General features: G+C 74.3%; 13 protein-coding genes. 8 read left to right on the forward strand and 5 right to left on the reverse strand.

Translation table 11 applies throughout. The annotated features are described in order from the left end of the window. The first annotated feature begins 427 nt into the window (after positions 1-427). From OG906_RS29170 to OG906_RS29195, 6 genes are all read left to right on the forward strand, one after another. On the forward strand, positions 428-1,600 hold the full coding sequence (locus OG906_RS29170) for a 3-deoxy-7-phosphoheptulonate synthase (RefSeq protein ID WP_329447019.1): 1,173 nt from the start codon (positions 428-430) through the stop codon (positions 1,598-1,600). Continuing rightward, positions 1,600-2,370 (forward strand): 2,3-dihydro-2,3-dihydroxybenzoate dehydrogenase, encoded by a 771-nt coding sequence (locus OG906_RS29175; protein ID WP_329447020.1) that lies wholly within the window; start codon positions 1,600-1,602, stop codon positions 2,368-2,370. The genes OG906_RS29170 and OG906_RS29175 overlap by 1 nt, the downstream gene beginning before the upstream one ends. Positions 2,371-2,449: 79 nt before the next feature. Then, a complete protein-coding gene (locus OG906_RS29180) occupies positions 2,450-3,073 on the forward strand; it encodes an isochorismatase family protein (protein ID WP_266951792.1) in 624 nt (207 codons plus the stop codon). After that, positions 3,070-4,956 (forward strand): anthranilate synthase family protein, encoded by a 1,887-nt coding sequence (locus OG906_RS29185; RefSeq protein WP_329447022.1) that lies wholly within the window; start codon positions 3,070-3,072, stop codon positions 4,954-4,956. Before OG906_RS29180 ends, OG906_RS29185 begins: the two co-directional genes overlap by 4 nt. Before the next feature lie 41 nt (positions 4,957-4,997). Beyond that, positions 4,998-6,575, forward strand: coding sequence for a class I adenylate-forming enzyme family protein (locus OG906_RS29190; protein WP_329447024.1), 1,578 nt, complete (start codon positions 4,998-5,000; stop codon positions 6,573-6,575). A 31-nt stretch (positions 6,576-6,606) separates the two neighbouring features. Continuing rightward, a complete protein-coding gene (locus OG906_RS29195; protein ID WP_329447026.1) occupies positions 6,607-8,172 on the forward strand; it encodes an FAD-dependent monooxygenase in 1,566 nt (521 codons plus the stop codon). A 64-nt stretch (positions 8,173-8,236) separates the two neighbouring features. Here the strand turns inward: OG906_RS29195 and pdxR are convergent, their stop codons facing one another. Then, positions 8,237-9,748: a MocR-like pyridoxine biosynthesis transcription factor PdxR gene (pdxR, locus tag OG906_RS29200; RefSeq protein ID WP_329447028.1), complete on the reverse strand. Its 1,512-nt coding sequence runs from the start codon at positions 9,746-9,748 to the stop codon at positions 8,237-8,239. Between the two features lie 46 nt (positions 9,749-9,794). Between pdxR and OG906_RS29205 the strand changes: the two genes are divergently transcribed. Further along, entirely contained in the window at positions 9,795-10,247 is a 453-nt protein-coding gene (locus OG906_RS29205) for a carboxymuconolactone decarboxylase family protein (RefSeq protein ID WP_267797052.1), read from the forward strand. A 143-nt stretch (positions 10,248-10,390) separates the two neighbouring features. Continuing rightward, the gene (locus OG906_RS29210) at positions 10,391-11,641 is read left to right on the forward strand and encodes an MFS transporter (RefSeq protein WP_329447030.1); all 1,251 of its coding nucleotides are present in this window, start codon (positions 10,391-10,393) and stop codon (positions 11,639-11,641) included. 690 nt (positions 11,642-12,331) lie between these two features. On the opposite strand, the gene OG906_RS29215 is transcribed toward OG906_RS29210, so the two are convergent. From OG906_RS29215 to OG906_RS29230, 4 genes are read right to left on the reverse strand one after another with little or no spacing between them, the layout of a single operon-like run. After that, a complete protein-coding gene (locus OG906_RS29215) occupies positions 12,332-13,534 on the reverse strand; it encodes an NAD(P)/FAD-dependent oxidoreductase (RefSeq protein ID WP_329447032.1) in 1,203 nt (400 codons plus the stop codon). Beyond that, positions 13,531-14,907 carry an FAD-dependent oxidoreductase gene (locus OG906_RS29220; protein WP_329447033.1) on the reverse strand — a complete coding sequence of 459 codons (1,377 nt, stop codon included), beginning with the start codon at positions 14,905-14,907 and terminating at the stop codon, positions 13,531-13,533. The genes OG906_RS29215 and OG906_RS29220 overlap by 4 nt, the downstream gene beginning before the upstream one ends. Then, entirely contained in the window at positions 14,904-16,994 is a 2,091-nt protein-coding gene (locus OG906_RS29225) for a molybdopterin oxidoreductase family protein (RefSeq protein ID WP_329447034.1), read from the reverse strand. The genes OG906_RS29220 and OG906_RS29225 overlap by 4 nt, the downstream gene beginning before the upstream one ends. Beyond that, positions 16,984-18,366: a nitrate/nitrite transporter gene (locus OG906_RS29230; RefSeq protein ID WP_329447036.1), complete on the reverse strand. Its 1,383-nt coding sequence runs from the start codon at positions 18,364-18,366 to the stop codon at positions 16,984-16,986. The genes OG906_RS29225 and OG906_RS29230 overlap by 11 nt, the downstream gene beginning before the upstream one ends. Between the last annotated feature and the right edge of the window lie 78 nt (positions 18,367-18,444).

Below are 18,444 nucleotides of genomic sequence, written 5' to 3' on the forward strand. Positions count from 1 at the left end.
GGCCCGCGGCGCCCGGTCGCGCGCCTCGCCGCGCAGTCGGGGCACCCGAGTACGTCCCGTACCCGGGCGCCCCGCCGCCGCGTGCCCACCGGCCGTGTGCCGTGCCCGCCCCCCGCATGGCCGGGGCCCCATACCGCCCCGTACCGCGCCGCGCCGTGTCCCGCGGGGCACGGTCGGGGCCGGGCCCGTCCGCCCGGCTCCGACCGCCCGGCCCCCGACCGCGCCGCGTCCCGGGCGCTCGCCCCCGGCCTTTCGGCCCGTACACCCCACACCCGCGGCCCCCGCCCCCGGCGCGGCCCCGCGCGTTCCGCCCGCCCCTTCGGGCACCCCGCACCACCCCCGCAATTCGCCCGCGCGCCCCGCTCCCGCGACCCGCACCGCGCGGCAGAGCGCACCGCGCCCTCGCTCGTCTACTCGGAGGCAACCCGTGGAAAACGCCGACATCGGCATCCGGCTGAAACCCGCGCTCCAACAGCCGGACTGGGACGACCCCGCGCAGTTGCGTCGGGTCAGGGAGGAACTCCTGGCCCGCCCCTCGCTGGTCGCCGCGGACGACGTACGGACCCTGCGCGGGCTGCTGGCCCGGGTGGCGGCCGGTCAGGCCCACGTGGTCCAGGTCGGCGACTGCGCCGAGGACCCGGCCGAATGCACGCCCGACCACGTCGCCCGCAAGGCCGCCGTCCTGGACCTGCTCGCCGGGTCGCTGCGACTGATCACCGGCAAGCCGGTGCTGCGCGTCGGCAGGATCGCCGGCCAGTACGCCAAGCCCCGCTCGCGCCCCACCGAGGTCGTCGACGGGGTCGACATGCCCGTCTTCCGGGGCCACATGGTCAACGGACCCGAACCCGACGTCGACACCCGCCGCCCCGACCCGCTGCGGCTGCTCACCGGCTACATGGCCGCCGACGACGTGATGCGGGGCCTCGGCTGGCGCCCCGGCAGCCCCGGCGCCGGCATCGACCCCATGGTGTGGACCAGCCACGAGGCGCTGCTCCTCGACTACGAGGTGTCGATGCTCCGCAGCGACGAGGCGGGCGGACTGATGCTGGCCTCCACCCACTGGCCCTGGATCGGCGAGCGCACCCGGCAGGTCGACGGCGCCCACGTCGAGCTGTTGTCCCGGGTGAGCAACCCGGTGGCCTGCAAGGTCGGCCCGAACATGAGCCCGGCGGAGCTCCTCGCCCTGTGCGAACGGCTCGACCCGGACCGCGAGCCCGGCCGTCTCACCCTGATCGCCCGGATGGGCGCCGACGCCGTCCCCGACGCCCTGCCCCCGCTCGTGACCGCCGTCCGCGAGGCCGGACACCCGGTGATCTGGCTGACCGACCCCATGCACGGCAACACCGTCAGCACCCCCGACGGTTACAAGACCCGCTACGTCGAGACGGTCGAACGCGAGGCCGTGGCCTTCCACTTCGCCGTCACCGAGGCCGGCGGTATCGCGGGCGGCTTCCACCTGGAGACCACCCCGGACGCCGTCACCGAATGCGTCTCCGACCCGTCCGCCATCGATCGGGTCGGCGAGTTCTACACCAGTCACTGCGACCCGCGGCTCAACCCCGGACAGGCCATATCCGTCGTATCCAGTTGGAGCTTCTGATGGAAGGCACCACAGCCCTCGTCACGGGAGCGGCCGGCGGTATTGGCCGCGCGGTCGCCCTCACCCTCGGGGAACGGGGCGCCCTCATCGCCGCCGTGGACCGCGATCCGGTGGCGTTGCGGCGGGCCGTCGAGGAGTGGGCCGACCAGGGCGTCAAGGCCGTCGCCTTCCCCACCGACGTCACCAGCAGCGCCGACGTCGAGCGGACCGTCGCGGCCGCGGAGAGCGAACTCGGCCCCATCGAGCACCTCGTCAACGCCGCCGGCATCCTGCGCCTGGGCCAGGCCCGCGCGTTCACCGACGAGGACTGGAACGCCACCTTCGCCGTCAACACCACCGGGGTCTTCCACGTCTCCCGGGCCGTGGTCAACCGGATGGCCGAGCGTGCCAGGGGCTCCCTCGTCACCGTCGCCTCCAACGCCGCCGGCACCCCCCGTACCGACATGGCCGCCTACGCCGCCTCCAAGGCCGCGGCCACCATGTTCACCAAGTCCCTCGGCCTGGAAGTCGCCCGTCACGGCATCCGCTGCAACGTCGTCGCCCCCGGCTCCACCGACACGCCGATGCTGCGGTCCATGTGGCACGACGAATCCGGCCCGCGCGGCTCCATCGAGGGACACGGGGACACGTACCGCGTCGGCATCCCCCTCGGCCGGCTCGCACAGCCCCGACACATCGCCGACGCCGTGGCGTTCCTGCTCTCGGACGAGGCCGCGCACATCACCCTGCACACCCTCACGGTCGACGGCGGCGCCACCCTCGGCGTCTGACGCCGCGCCCACGACCCGCCGCCGTCCCGCACCACCCGCACCCGCACCCTCCACCACGTCAGAGCCACGAGAGGAAGCCATGGCCGGCATCCCGACCATCGAGGCCTACCCGATGCCGACATCGGGGGACCTGCCCCTCAACACCGCCGCCTGGTCCGTCGACCCGGCCCGCGCCGTCCTGTTGTTGCACGACATGCAGCACTACTTCCTGAAACCCCTGCCGGACACCCTGCGCACCGAACTCGTCCGCAATTGCGCCCAGTTGCGCGACCGGTGTGTCGAACTCGGCGTCCCCGTCGCCTATACGGCCCAGCCGGGCGGCATGACCGAGCGCCAGCGCGGACTGCTGCGGGACTTCTGGGGGCCCGGGATGAAGCCCTCGCGCGCCGACCGGGAGATCGCCGACGAGCTGGGGCCCCGTCCCGAGGACTGGGTGTTCACCAAGTGGCGCTACAGCGCCTTCCACCACACCGACCTGCTGGCCCGGATGCGGGAGGCGGGACGCGACCAACTCGTCGTCGGCGGGGTGTACGCCCACGTCGGCGTACTCGCCACCGCGGTCGACTCGTTCAGCCACGACATGGAGACCTTCCTCGTCGCGGACGCCCTGGCCGACTTCACCGAGGAGGACCACCACCGGACCCTCGACTACGCCGCCCGGCGCTGCGCCGTCGTCACCACCGTGAAGGAGACCCTGGCATGACCGCCGCCCGGGAGCCGGCGGAGCGCGACCTGCTCGACCTGATCCTCGCCCCCGCACCCCCGCCGTTCGCCCTGCTGCACCGGCCCGGCGCCACCGGGCCGGGCCTGGTGGAGGTCCTCGTCGGCGACGTGTCCCACCCCGAGTCCCTGGAGTCCGTACCCCTGCCCGAGCGGGGCGCGGCCGAGCCCGGCCGGCACGAGGCGCTGGTCCTCGTACCCTTCCGGCAGATCCGCGAACGCGGCTTCGAGGCCCCCGACGACGGCTCCCCGCTCATCACCCTCGCCGTCACCGGTCAGGAGAAGGTCCCCCTCGCGGAGGCCGTCGCACGCATCGGCGACCGGCCCATCCGGCTCACCGGCGGCGAGTTCGACATCGACGACGCCGGCTACGCGGACATCGTCCGTCGCGTCATCGCCGACGAGATCGGCACCGGCGAGGGGGCGAACTTCGTCATCAAGCGCTCCTTCACCGCGGAGATCACCGACTACACCCCGCGCAGCGCCCTGACCCTCTTCCGCCGGCTCCTGGAGCAGGAGTCGGGCGGCTACTGGACCTTCGTCGTCCACACCGGGGACCGCACCTTCGTGGGCGCCACCCCCGAACGCCACATCAGCGTGCACCGCGGCACCGCCGTGATGAACCCCATCAGCGGCACCTACCGCTACCCGGCCGGCGGCCCGACCCTGCCGCAGGTGATGGACTTCCTCGCGGACCGCAAGGAGACCGACGAGCTGTACATGGTCGTCGACGAGGAACTCAAGATGATGGCGCGGGTCTGCGAGGGGGGCGGCCGGGTCGTCGGCCCCTACCTCAAGGAGATGGCGCGCCTCGCGCACACCGAGTACCTCATCGAGGGGCGCACCACCCGCGACCCGCGCGAGATCCTGCGCGAGACGATGTTCGCCCCCACCGTCACGGGCAGCCCGCTGGAGAGCGCCTGCCGCGTCATCAGCAGGTACGAACCGCGCGGCCGCGGCTACTACAGCGGCATCGTCGCCCTCATCGGCACGGACGAGACGGGCGAACGGGAACTCGACTCGTCGATCCTCATCCGCACCGCCGACATCGACGCGGCCGGCCGGGTCTCCATCGGCGTGGGAGCCACCCTGGTGCGCCACTCCGATCCCGAGTCCGAGGTCGCGGAGACCAAGGCGAAGGCCGCCGGCCTGCTCGCCGCACTGGAATCGGACGGCGCCACCCGGTTCTCCGCCCACCCGGACGTCCGGGCCGCCCTGGCCCGTCGCAACGATTCCATCGCCGGCTACTGGCTGGCCGAGGAGGGCGAACGCGCCCTGCCGCAAGCCTCGTTGGTCGGACGCTCGGTCCTCGTCGTGGACGCGGAGGACACCTTCACCTCGATGATCGCCCACCAGCTCCGCTCGATGGGCCTGCGGGTGACCGTGAGCCGCTTCGACGAGCCGTACTCCCTCGATGCCCACGACCTGGTCGTCATGGGCCCGGGACCCGGCGACCCGCGCGACGCCGGCCACCCGAAGATCGCCAGGCTGTCGGCCGACGTCCGCGCGCTGCTCGCCAAGCGGCGGCCCTTCCTCGCCGTGTGCCTCAGCCACCAGGTCCTCTCCCGGGAACTGGGGCTCGAGCTGGTCCGCCGCGACCACCCCAACCAGGGCGTACAGCGACAGATCCGACTCTTCGGCTCGACCGAACGCGTCGGCTTCTACAACACGTTCGCCGCCCGCGGCGCCGAGGACAAGGCCGAGGCCGAGGGCGTCGGCGTCTTCGAGGTCAGCCGCGACCCGGAGACCGACGAGGTGCACGCCCTGCGCGGACCGCACTTCGCCTCCATGCAGTTCCACCCCGAATCCGTGCTCACCCGGGACGGCGTCCGCATCGTCGAGTCCCTGCTCACCGGCCTGATCTGACCGGCCCACCACCCACACCCCTCCCGCGAAGGAGTTCCGCGATGCTTCCCGTCAACGGCAGTGACAAGGGCCTGTACATGGGTCTCGTGGCCGAGCGGGCCGCCCAGGCCCACGGCGACCAGCTGATCATCCTCGACCACGACCTGGACCTCTTCCCCGAGGCCGGGCGACGCCTGACGTTCGCCGAACTGGCCGAGTACATCGACGACACCGCGGCCCGCCTGTACGCCGCCGGAGTGCGCCGCAGCGACCACGTCGCCCTCCACAAGTCCAACGGCTTCGACATCAACATCCTGTCCTCCGCCGTCGCCCGCCTCGGAGCCGTCCCCGTCCAGCTCTCCCCGTACCTCGACGCCGACAGCGTCCTCGCGCTGCTGCGCCGGCTCGGCTCCCCCCACCTGGTCACCGACACCGACAAGCTCGACGGACCGTTCGCCGGCACCCCCCTCGCGGAGATCGCCGGCCAGGTGATCATCGTGGCCGGGTCCCGCCCGGGCACGGTCTCCCTCGCGGACCTGGCCGGCTCCCCGCGGCAGGCCCCCGTCGTCCCCCACCTCGACCTGCCCGCGCTGATGACGCACACCTCCGGCACCACCGGCCTGCCCAAGCTGGTCGTGCACTCGGCCCGCACCCTGCACGGCCGCTACCGCCCGCAGGCCAAGCTCTTCGACATGATCCGCGAGCACGAGACGGTCGCCCTGCACGTCAGCTACGTCCACTCGCGGATGCCCCTGGCCCTGGCCGTCCTGCTGCCCCGCGGCAACCCGATGGTCATCATGAACGACGCCGAGCCCGAGCACGCGGCGCGACTGTGGGCCGAGACCCGCCCCGGATTCATCGAGTCCCACCCCAACTCCTTCATGGAATGGGAGGTGTTGGCCGATCACCCGCTGCGCCCGCTGTCGAACGTCAAGTACTTCAGCACCACCTTCGACGCCATCCACCCCAGCACCATGCACAAGTTGCTGCACGCCACCGACCGCAGCTCGCCGCTCTTCTACCAGATCTACGGACAGAGCGAGACGGGCCCGCTCGTCGGCCGCGGCTTCACCCGCGCCACCGCCCTGGGCGCGGACGGCCGCTGCCAGGGCCACGCCTTCCCCTCCGACACCAAGTTCCGCCTCGTCAGCCGCAACGGCAAGGAGGTCACCCGCGACAACCCCGGCTACATCGACGTACAGGCCGCCGGCCGGGCCCTGGGCTACTTCGGCGAGCGCGAGCGCTACGACACCCAGGTCCACGGCGGCTGGTGGCGCGGCATGGACCTCGGATACCGCACCGACGAGGGCTGCCTCCACCTCCTGGACCGCGAGGTGGACGCCATCCCCGGCATCCACTCCACCCTGGAGATCGAGGACACCGTCCTCGGCCGGCTCGACGAACTGACCGAACTGGTCGTCGTCCCCGGACCGGACGGCGCGGGCGTCCCCGTGCTCTGCACCCGCGACGACCTGCCGCTGGACCCGGCCCGCTGGCGCGCCGCCGCCGCCGCGTGGCCGCAGCTCGCGGAGCCGGTGCAGATGAAGCTCTCCGAACTGCCGCGCACGGCCACGATGAAGGTCCAGCGCCTCGAACTCACCGAACGACTGCGGCGGTTGTCCGCCCCGCAGTCGTCCTGACCACCGTCCGGCGACAGGCAGGAGAACACCCGTGAACGCCACCAGCGATGCCGACGTGCTGATCGTCGGAGCCGGTCCCACCGGCCTGCTCGCCGCCTGCGAACTGCTGCGGCGCGGCGTGGGCGTACGGATCGTCGACCGGGCCCACGAAGCCGCCCGGGTACCCAAGGCGCTGTCGCTGTGGCCCCGGGTCCGCGACATCCTCACCGACCTCGGCGTCGGCGAGGCCGTCCAGGAGGCCTCCGTACCCGTACGCGCCTTCCGCTACTTCTCCGACCGCCAGCCGGTCGCCTCGCTCACCTTCACCGAGGAGCTGGCCGCCCGCCAGCTGCCCCAACCCGAGACGGAACGCATCCTCACCGAACGGCTGCACTCCCTCGGCGGGAAGATCGAGCGCGGCGTCCGGCTGCTGTGCCTCGACGACGTCGACTACTCCGGCCGAATCGAGCCGGGCGGCACGGTCACCGCCGTACTGGAACACGGCGACGGCCTCGTCGAGCGGTTCACCGCACCCTTCGTCATCGGCGCCGACGGGGCGGGCAGCGACGTCCGCCGGCAACTCGGCATCGGCTTCGAGGGATCCACCTACGAGATGGCCTTCGCCCTCCTCGACACCCGCATCGAGGGAAACCTGCCGCCCGACGAGATCGCGTACTACCAGAGCACCTCGGGCACCCTGTGCGTCGTCCCGCAGCCCGACGGGGTCTTCCGCTTCCTGTCGGTGATGCCCGAGGGCACCACCCTGACCCGCGACGACATGCAGCGCCTCATCGACACCCGGGGCCCCCACGGCGTACGGATCACCGAACCGGTCTGGGAGACCGTCTTCCGGGTCCATGCCCGGCGTGCCACCGACTTCCAGCGCGGCCGGGTCTTCCTGGCCGGGGACTCGGCGCACGTGCACAGCCCCGCCGGCGGCCAGGGCATGAACAACGGCCTCCAGGACGCCCACAACCTCGCCTGGAAACTCGCCGCAGTCCTCGCCGGCGAGGCCCCCGCCACGCTCCTGGAGAGCTACGGCAGGGAACGCGTCGAGGCGACCGGCCGCATCGTCCGCGACACCGACCTGCACACCCGGGCCCTGACCGCCCGCACCCGGCGCCGGGTCGCCGCCCGCGACACCGCCTTCCGGCTGCTGGACCGCACCGGCGCCGCCGCGCGGCTCTACGCCCCCGTGATGGCGGGCCGCCGGCTCGCCTACACCCCCGACCGGGACACCCGGCAGCCGTCGACCGGCGCCTGCCGGGTACGCGACCGGCTGCCCGGCGGGATCCGGGCCGGCTCCGTCTTCCCCCGGGCCGCCGCCGTCGCGCTGGGCCTGGCCGGACCGGGACGGGCCCCGGCGGGCTGGACGCTGCTGCTGCGCCCGCCCGCCCGGGACACCGCCTGGACCGCCCGGGTCGAGCACACCGTCGGCCCCTGGCCGGCGCTCCGCGTCCTGCGGGCCACACCCGACCTGCCCGGCCGGGCAGGGCTGTGCACCCGACCCGGGTACTACCTGATCCGGCCCGACGGGCACGTGGCGGCCCACGGGCACACCGACGACCTGGACCGGCTGGAGGCCGAACTCCGCCACGCCCTGACCGTCGCGCCCTGAGCACCACCACGAGCGCCGCCGTCCGGCCTGGGCCGGACGGCGGCGCTCGTGGTGGTGCGGGCCGCTACGGGACCCGGTGGGCCTCGGGGTCGCCCCGGCGGCGCGGCGGCTCCTCCCCGCCGGAGCCGGGCCGCTCCTCCTCCTGCGGCGGGTCGGGCAACGCCAGGCACAGGGCGTCCAGGGCCGCCGCGAACGCGTGGTCGGGCGGGGTGCCGTAGCCGAGCACCAGCCCGTCCCGCGGGGTCATGGAACTCTCGGGATGCAGGTACGGCCGCAACCCGTCCAGCGCCAGGCCCTGCCGGCGGGCCGCCCGCAGGGCCGCCTCCTCGGTGTCCCTCGGCAGCTCCAGCACCGCGTGCAGCCCGGCCGCCACCCCGCTGACCTTGATGTGCGGGGCCTCCTGCGCCAGCCGGGCCGCCAGCTGGTCCCGGCGGCGCCGGTAGATCAGGCGCATCCGGCGCAGGTGACGGTCGTAGGCGCCCGAGCCGATGAACTCGGCCAGGGTCAGCTGGTCCGTGACCCCCGACCACATCTCGCGGGTGCCCTTCGCGGCGAGCACGTCGTCGACCAGCCAGCCCGGCAGCACCATCCAGCCCAGGCGCAGCGCGGGGGACAGGCTCTTGCTGGCGGAGCCGATGTAGACGATCCGGTCCGGGTCCAGGCCCTGGACGGCGCCGACCGGCTGGCGGTCGTAACGGAACTCCCCGTCGTAGTCGTCCTCGATCAGCACTGCACCGCTCGCCCGCGCCCAGTCCACCACCGCGGCCCGCCGCTCCGGGTGCAGCGGCCCGCCCGTCGGGAACTGGTGGGCCGGGGTGAGCAGCACCGCCTTGGCGCCCGTCCCGGGAAGTTCCTCCACCCGCGCGCCCCCGCCGTCCACCGTCAACGGGATCGTGGCCAGCCCCGACGCCACCAGGATGTCCCGGTGGAAGGACAGCCCGTACGACTCCACCGCGACCGGACCGGCGAGCACCTTGCCGAGCAGCTCCAGCCCGTGGGCGAAGCCGGAGCAGACGATGATCCGGTCCGGGGCGGTCCGTACGCCGCGCACCCGCGCGAGGTAGTCGGTCAGGGTCCGGCGCAGCTCGATCCGGCCGCGGGGGTCACCGACGCCGAAGGCGTCGTGCGGAGCGGCGGCCAGCGCCCGTCGGGCGGCGCCGATCCAGGCGGTACGGGGGAAGGCGGAGGCATCGGGGGAGCTGGGCAGCAGGTCGTGCACGGTCCTGCGGTGCGTCGGCCGGGCGGGGCCGCGCATCCGGTCGGGCTGGAGCGGGGTCGCCCGTTTGGCCACCCGGGTGCCGGAGCCCTGGCGCGCCGACAGCCAGCCCTCCTCCACCAGCTCGGCGTACGCGTCGGCGACGGTGTTGCGGGCGATCCCCAGGTCCACGGCGAGGGCCCGGTAGGGCGGCAGCCGGGTGCCGGGGGTGAGCCGGCCGGAGTCGATCGCCGTGCGTAACGCCTGCATCAGCTGGTTGCGCAGGCTGCCCTCGCCGCTCAGTTCCAGGTGCAGATCGCTCCCGGTACCGGCCGGCTCGGGATCGGACGCGCCCGCGGAATTGACCCATGATCTCTGCATGGGAATGCACCCTACTGCGGGCCGATTGCGCTCCTAGAGTTTTCACATGACCACTTTTCAGGTTCCTGAGCGCATGAACTTCGCCGCCGTCGCCCCCAAGATCTTCAAGTCCGTCCTGGCCCTCGACGGGGCCGCCCGACAGGGACTCGACCCGGTCCTCCTGGAGCTCGTCCAGATCCGCACCTCGCAGATCAACCGCTGCGCCTACTGCATCGATTACCACACCAGCGACGCCCGCAAGGGCGGCGAGTCGGAAGAGCGGATCTACCAGCTCACCGCCTGGCAGGAGTCGAGCCTCTTCACCGTCAAGGAGCGCGCGGCCCTCGCCCTCACCGAGGAGGTCACCCTCCTCCCGGGCGGGGTCACCGACGCCGTCTACGACGAGGCCGCCCGCCACTTCGGCGAGGAGGAGCTCGCGCACCTGATCGCGCTCATCTTCACCGCCAACGTGTGGAACCGGATGAACGTCGCCACCCGCAAGACCCCCGGCACCGAGTAGTCCGGCCCCTCCACGACCCCCAGACCCCATAACCACGCACCAGGGCGGTGGCCACCGCCGGACAGGCCAGGCCACCGCCCCACGCATGCCCCCACCCCCGTCTCCCGGCACCAGAGGGGGACCGCTGACGAAGGACTGACATCGTGACCACCCTCGATTCATCCGCACCGCGCAACGCGGGCAAGGAACCCTCCGCAGTCAAGGGCTGGCTGGCCGTCCTGGCCGTCACCCTCGGCATCTTCTCCCTCATGACCTCCGAGCTGCTGCCCGTCGGCCTGCTCACCCCCGTCGGAGACGCGCTGAAGGTCTCCGAGGGCACGGCGGCCCTCATGGTCACCATCCCCGGCCTGGTCGCGGCGATCTCGGCACCGCTCGTGACCGTCGCCACCGGCAAGTTCGACCGGCGGCTCGTGCTGGTCATCCTCATCGCCATCGTCGGCCTGGCGAACCTCGCCTCCGCCTTCGCCACCAGCTTCGCCGTGGTCCTCGTCGCCCGCTTCCTCATCGGCATCAGCGTCGGCGGATTCTGGTCCATCGCCGGCGGCATCGCCCTGCGCCTGGTGCCCGAACGACACGTCGCCCGCGCCACCGCCGTCATCTTCGGCGGCGTCGAGACGGCCTCCGTGCTCGGCGTGCCCACCGGCACCTTCCTCGGCGACCTCTCCGGCTGGCGCACCGCCTTCGCCGCGGTCGGCATCCTCGGCCTCGTCGCCCTCGCCGCGATGCTCTTCCTGATGCCGAAGGTCCCCGCCGAGCGCACCATCGTCTTCGGTGACCTGCCCCGCGTGTGGAAGTCCAACGCCGGCGTCCGCATCGGCATCGCGATGACCTTCCTCGTCATCACCGGCCACTTCCTCGCCTACACCTTCGTCCGTCCCCTCCTCCAGGACGACGGCGTCGGCGACAGCATGATCGGTGTCCTGCTGCTGACCTTCGGCATCGCCGGCATCACCGGCAACTTCATCGCCGGAGCCCTGATCGCCAAGCGGCTGCGCCAGGTCGTCATCGGCATCGCGATCGTCCTCGCCGTCGCCATGCTGCTGCTCGCCACGGTCGGTAACACCACCATCACCGCGGCCGTCATCCTCGTCCTGTGGGGCCTGGGCTACGGCGCGGTGCCGGTGACCTTCCAGACCTGGATCCTCGACGCCGCACCCGACGCGACCGAGGCCGCCTCCTCGCTGTACGTCTCCACCTTCAACCTGTCGATCGCCCTGGGCGCCCTCTTCGGCGGCATCGCCGTGGACAACCTGGCCACCGCCAGCGTCCTGTACATCGGCGCGGGCCTCGCGATCCTCACCCTCCTGGTCGTCGGCCGGCGCTCCGGCCGCCCGACCGACTCCGCTCCGGCCGCCGAACCGGCGGCCGACCAGGCCACCGCGGCCGCCCACTGATCGTCTGCCCCGCGACCAACCGTCCCCCGCGGGCGGGACAGACAGCCGGGCGCGGCTCCCTCGAGGAGCCGCGCCCGGCGCTTTCGCGTGCGCGGCCGGTGGGGGCGCGGCCGGTCGGGGCGCGGCCCATCCCCGCAACGCCGTTGGGGGCGCGGCCGGTTCGGGTGGCGCCGGTTCCGGTGGGGCCGGGCTCGCGCCCCCAGGTTCCCGCCCCCCGGGTCGACGACGCCGCCCCTGAGCCGCGCGGCACCACGGGGGCGACCCCGGGCGGGGTCAGGGCCGTGGGTGCGGACGGCGGCACGGCGACCCGGTTCCGCCGACTGCGGACCGCGGCACGGCGCACTCCCGGCGAGTCGACCCGCCCTGACGGGCGCAGACGCGAGCGGAAGGGCTCCCGCCGACGGTCGGGCAGGCGTTGGCGTCGCCGGGCCGGGGCGAGGGCTCGGGCTCCGGCCGTCCCGACACGGATACCGCGATACCGGGACGGGCGTCAGGACTCCCGTGACGGGCACGCCGCTTCCCGGGGAGGCTGTGCCTTCGGCGCACGCCGGCCGGGGGCGGCCACCGTACGCCGCGAGGGTGTCGCACCCGCCCTCGCCCGGCGGGCCGGGAACGGTAAAAGGCGGGGCGGCGCCGTAGCGCCGCCCCGCCCCACCCTGCCTCCCGGCCGCCGCGAGCCGCGGCCCCGTCTCAGACGAGGAGCCGCTCCGGGGGTCCGGTCAGTTCGTGGCCCAGCATCGAGCGGAGTTCCCCGTAGGCGCGCGTGTCGCCGGCCAGGACGCCGCCGAGCAGGGTGCGGCCGTCCGGTCCGAGGACCAACTTGGCGTAGGTGGCGGCCGCGTGGTCCTCCCGTACGAAGGACAGCGCGCCCTCGACCCGGGCGTGGACGTCGCCGAACCCGGCCACGTCCACGCCGAACACCTTGAGCTTCGCCGAGGTGTCGGCGCCCGGGAAGGGCTCGGACGCCCTGCCGGTCAGTTGCGCGGCCACGCTCTCGGCCATCAGATAGCCGGGGGCGACCAGGCCGTGGCAGCGGCCCAGCACGGCCGCGCACTCGCCGATCGCCCAGATCCGGGGGTCCTCGGTACGGCAGTGGGCGTCCACCAGGAACCCGCCCCGCTCCCCGCGCGCCAGTCCGGCCGGCCCCGCCAGTTCGTCGCGCGGCCGGACCCCCGCCGAGAACACCACGCAGCGGGCGGGCAGCACGTCGCCGTCGGCGAGCGTCACCCCGCAGACCCGTCCGTCGGGGCCCGCGTCCACGGACGCCACGCCGCGGCCGCAGTGCACGCCCATGCCGAGCCGGCCCACCAGGCGGGCCAGCACCGCGCCGCCCCCCTCGTCGAGTTGGAGCGGCATCAGGTGCGGGGCCACCTCCACCACGTGGGGTCGCATCCCCAGCGAACGCAGTGCCTGCGCCGCCTCCAGCCCGAGCAGCCCGCCGCCGATCACCACGCCGGCGGCGCCCGGTTCGGCGGCCGCGCGCAGCGCGTCGAGGTCCGCGAGGGTCCGGTACGTGAAGCAGCCCGGCAGGGTGTGACCGGGGATCGGCGGCACGAACGGCTTCGACCCGGTGGCCAGCACGAGCGCGTCGTACCGCACGTCCGAGCCGTCCGCGAAGGTCACCGTACGGGCCGCCCGGTCGATCGAGACGACCGGAACTCCGAGCCGCAGTTCGACCCGGGGGTCCTCCAGCACCTCGGGGCCGGTCAGCGTCAGGTCCCGGGCGCTCCGCCCGTCCAGGTACGAGGACAGCGCGACCCGGTCGTAGGCCGCGCGCGGTTCCTCGGCGGCGACGACGATCCGCCACGACGCGAACCGCTCGTCCGCCCGCAGGTGTTCGAGGAGTCGGTGGCCGACCATGCCGTGGCCGGCGAGGACCAGGGTCCCGCTCATGCGTCGGGTCCCCCTTCCGCGGATCCGGTGAGTTCGGCGCACAGCCGGCCCACCGCCGCGACACAGGTCCCGCAGCCGGTGGTGGCCCGGGTCGCGGCGGCGAGCGCGGGCACGGCGCGGGCACCGCCGTCCCAGGCCCGCCGGAGGGCCTTGCGGGTCACGTTGTTGCACTGGCAGACCACGGCCGTGTCCGGCAGCGCGCCCGAGGACGCGTACCCGCCGGCGGAGCCGATCAGCAGGGCCAGCCGGTCGCTCGGCACCGGGTGGTCCCGCGCGTACAGCCGGCCCACGGCGGCGACGGCCTGCGGGAACCCCACGACGATCCCGGACCGGATCCGGCCGTCGCGCAGCCGCAGTCGGGCGTGGCGCCCGCCCGCCGGATCGGACAGCGACACGGTCTCCTCGCCCGGGGCCGGTTCCCGGTCCGGCTCCCCGCCCGGGCCGACGACCGTCAGGTCCAATCCCCGGATCCCGGGGCGCAGCACGCGTCGCGTCGGCCGGTACGCCGTGTCCGAGCCGGTCAGGATGCCCGCGAGGGCGTCCGCCTGTTCCCACGCCGACGCCAGGGAGTCCCCGGCGGCGCCCGCGTGTTCGGCGCAGTCCCCGATGGCGTGGATCCGCGGATCGCCGGTGCGCAGCCGGTCGTCCACGACGATCCCGCGCCGCACCTCCAGCCCCGCTGCCCGGGCCGCCCCGGTCTCCGGGACGCTGCCCGCGCACGCCAACACGGTGGCCGCCGCGAGCGGTCGGCCGTCGTCGAGCACGGCCTTGCCGTGCTCGGCGCCGGCCACCCGGCGCCCGAGTTCCAGGGCCACGCCGGCCTTCTCCAGGGTCCGCGCCAGTACCGCGGAGCCCGGCCCGTCGAGGTCGCGGTGGGCGAGCCGCGGCCCGGAGTGCACCAACGTGACCTCGTGCCCGGCGCGGCTCAGCGCGGCGGCGGCGCCCGCCCCGCGCAGTCCGCCGCCGGCGATCACCACCGGCCCCTCCGGGGGCGGTTCGGCGTCGGCGAGGGTGCCCAGCCGGCGCACGGCGGGGGAGTCGAAGCCGGGGGACCGCGGGCGCGCCCCGGTGGCCAGCACCAGGACCTCGTACCCGTACACGGTCCCGTCGGCGGTACGGACCTCGCGGCGGGCACGGTCGATGCCGGTCACGACGGCCGCCCGGCGCACCCGCGCGTTCCCGGGCGGCGCGGCCAGCTCCAGGGCCCGGCCGGGCAGGGTGCCGTCCAGGACCGACAGCAGCAGGGCCCGGTTGTAGGCGGCGTGGGGCTCGGCTCCCAGGACGGTCACCGGGTCCCGGTGCCCGAGCCGGTGCAGGGAGGCGCAGAGCCGGTGGGCGGCCGGGCCGTTGCCGACGACGACGATCCGGTTCACGAGGACTCCGACCAGGGTTCGACGCGGACGGCGGCCAACTTGAACGCCGGCATGCCGCTGACCGGGTCCAGGGCGGGCCCGGTCATCAGGTTGGCCCGGCCCTCGCCGGGAAAGTGGAACGGGACGAACACGGTGTCGGTGCGCAGGCTCTCCACCAGCCGGACGCGGGCCACCACCGCCCCGTGTGCGGAGACGACCCGGGCGTGAGCGCCGTCGGCGAGTCCGAAGCGCCCGGCCGTGTCCGGGTGGACCTCGACGAACACCTCCGGCGCGACGGCCATCAGTTCGGGTACCCGGCGGGTCTGCGCCCCCGACTGGTAGTGGGCCAGGACCCGGCCCGTCGTCGCGAGGAGCGGCCGCTCGGCGTCCGGGACCTCCGCGGAGTCCCGGTCCTCCACCGGGGCGAACCGGGCCCGCCCGTCCGGGTGCGCGAAGCGGTCCAGGAACATGCGGGGCGTGCCGGGGTGCGGGGCGTCGCCGTCGGCCGCGGGGCAGGGCCAGTACAACGCCTCGCCCGCGTCGAGCCGTTCCCAGCTGATCCCCGCGTAGTCGGCGCGGCCCCCGGCGGAGGCCCGGCGCAGTTCCTCGAAGACCGTGCGCGGCGCCGTCGGGAACCGTTCCGGGGGCTGTCCCAGTCGCACCGCGAGGTCGTGGAGCACGTCGAGGTCGGTCCGTACCCCGGGCGGCGGGGTCAGTACCGGGCGGCGGCGCACCACCCGCCCCTCCAGATTGGTCAGGGTGCCCTCCTCCTCGGCCCACTGGGTGACGGGCAGCACCACGTCGGCCAGGGCCGCCGTCTCGGACGGCACGAAGTCGGCGACGACCAGCAGGTCCAGGGCGGCCAGCCGACGCGACACGTGCGCCGCGTTCGGGGCGGACACCGCCGGATTGGAGCCGAAGACGAGCAGGGCCTTGGGCCCGCCGGGCGTGCCCAGGGAGTCGAGCAGCTGGTAGGCGCCGGTCCCCGGGCCGGGCAGGGTGTCGGGCTCCACGCCCCAGACGCCCGCGACGTGGGCGCGCGCCGCCGGATCGGTGATCATCCGGTATCCGGGGAGCTGGTCGGCCTTCTGACCGTGCTCGCGTCCACCCTGCCCGTTGCCCTGGCCGGTCAGGCAGCCGTACCCGCTGCCCGGGCGGCCCGGCAGGCCCAGCGCGAGCGACAGGTTGACGAACGCGGACACCGTGTCGGTGCCCTTGCTGTGCTGTTCGGCGCCGCGCCCGGTGAGCACGTACCGGCGGTCCGCCCCGGCGAGCATCCGCACGGCCTCGCGCATGTCCGCGACCGGCACGCCGGTGACCCCCTCCACCCGCTCGGGCCACCAGGCCACGGCCCGCCGCCAGGCCTCGTCGAAGCCGGTGGTGCGCTCGGCCAGGTACGCCTCGTCGAGCAGGCCTTCCGTGACGGCGAGGTGGAACAGTCCGAGCGCCAGCGCCAGATCGGTGCCCGGCACGGGCTGGAGGTGCAGTGCGGCCAGTTCCGCCGTACGGGTGCGACGCGGGTCGATCACGACGAGACGCGCCCGGTCGAGGTGCCGCATCAGCGGCGGCATCGTCTCGGCCGGGTTGGCGCCGGCCAGCAGGATGACCTCCGCCCGCCCCAGGTCCGCGACGGGGAACGGCAGACCCCGGTCGAGCCCGAAGGCGGCGTTCCCGGCGGCGGCGGCCGACGACATGCAGAAGCGACCGTTGTAGTCGATCCTGCTGGTGCCGAGCGCCACCCGGGCGAACTTGCCGAGCAGGTAGGCCTTCTCGTTGGTCAGGCCGCCACTGCCGAACACCCCGACCGCGTCCGCGCCGTGCTCCCCGCGCAGCCGTGCGAGGCGACCGGCGACCAGGTCGAGCGCCGCATCCCAGTCGGTGGGGGTCAGTCGCCCGTCGGGGCCGCGCACCAGCGGGGTCCGCAGCCGGTCGGGCGCGCGGAGCACCGCGGGGGCCGTCCAGCCCTTCTGGCACAGGCCGCCCCCGTCGGGGTCGGCCGGCCGGACGGCGACCGTGTCGCCCTCGTCGCGCAGCACGGTCGGGCACTGGAGGGCGCAGTACGCGCAGTGCGTGGCGGCCTCGGGCGCCGCGGCGAGGTCAGCGGACACGGGCCGGCCTCGGCTCGCGGGCCGGGGCGGGTGCCTGGGCGGCCCGCCGCCCGGGACGCAGGTACACCGACCAGGTGAGCAGCATGCAGAGCGCGTAGTAGCCGAGGAAGCAGGCGAACGCGGTGGTGCCGCTGCCCTGCGGCCCTTGGTAGGAGGCGCGGAACGCCAGGTTGATGGCGACCCCGCCGAGCGCGCCGACCGCGCCCGCGATCCCGATGGCGGCGCCCGAGATCCGACGGGCCCGGGCGAAGGCCTCCCGGGCCTCGCCGCCCGAGGTGATGGTGGCCTCCGCCTCGGCGGCGGCCGCGGCCGGGATCAGCTTGTACGTGGAGCCGTTGCCGAGCCCGCTGAGCACGAAGACCAGGGTGAAGGCCGCGACGAACGCCCCGAAGGACCCGGCCCGCGAGGCCAGCAGCAGCCCGGCGGTTCCCAGGGTCAGCGCGAGGAACGCCCACAGGGTGACGCGCGCCCCGCCCCAGCGGTCGGCGAGCTTCCCGCCGAGCGGCCGTGACACCGAGCCGAGCAGCGGACCGATGAACGTGTACGAGGCCGCTTCGAGCGGGGTCGAGCCGAACTCGTTCTGCAACACCAGCCCGAAGGCGAACCCGTAGCCGATGAAGGAACCGAACGTGCCGATGTACAGGAAGGAGATGAACCAGGTGTGGCGGCTCGCGGCGGCCTCGCGCAGCGCCCCGGGCCGGGCCCGGACCGCGTCCACGTTGTCCATCTTCAGGGCCGCGAGCAGCGCGCAGAGCACGATCAGCGGGAGGTAGACGGCCGCCACGTACGACGGGTGGGTGTCCCCGGCGGTGGCGATCACCAGCAGGCCCAGCAACTGCACCACGGCCACGCCCAGGTTGCCGCCGCCGGCGTTCACCCCCAGGGCCCAGCCCTGGCGGTTCTGCGGGAAGAAGGTGGTGATGTTGGTCATCGAGGAGGCGAAGTTGGCGCCGCCCGCACCGGCCGTGGCACCGATCACCAGGAACACCCACAGCGGGGTCCCCGGGCGCTGCACGAAGACGAACGCGAGCAGCGCCGGCACCAGCAGCACGGCCGAGGCGAACACGGTCCAGTTGCGGCCGCCGTACCGGGTCACCGCCCAGCTGTACGGCAGCCGCAACACGGCGCCGACCAGGGTCGGCACCACGACGAGCAGGAACTTCTCACCGGGTGTGAACCCGAGGCCGATCTCCGGCGACATGAACAGCACGAGCACCGACCACATGCTCCACACCGAGAACCCGATGTGCTCGGACAGCACGGACAGCACCAGGTTGCGGCGCGCGATCCGCTTCCCGGTGCGCTCCCAGTACTCCTCGTCCTCCGGGTTCCAGCCTTCGATCCACCGCCCGGCGGCGGGTCTGCTCTTCATGTCTCTCCTCTCTGGGGGCCCGGTCCGCCTCGCGGCGCACCGGGCCCGACGGGGTGCCGCTCGGGGCGCTCGGGGCAA

It is taken from the genome of Streptomyces sp. NBC_01426, assembly GCF_036231985.1.
Classification (GTDB): Bacteria; Actinomycetota; Actinomycetes; order Streptomycetales; family Streptomycetaceae; genus Streptomyces.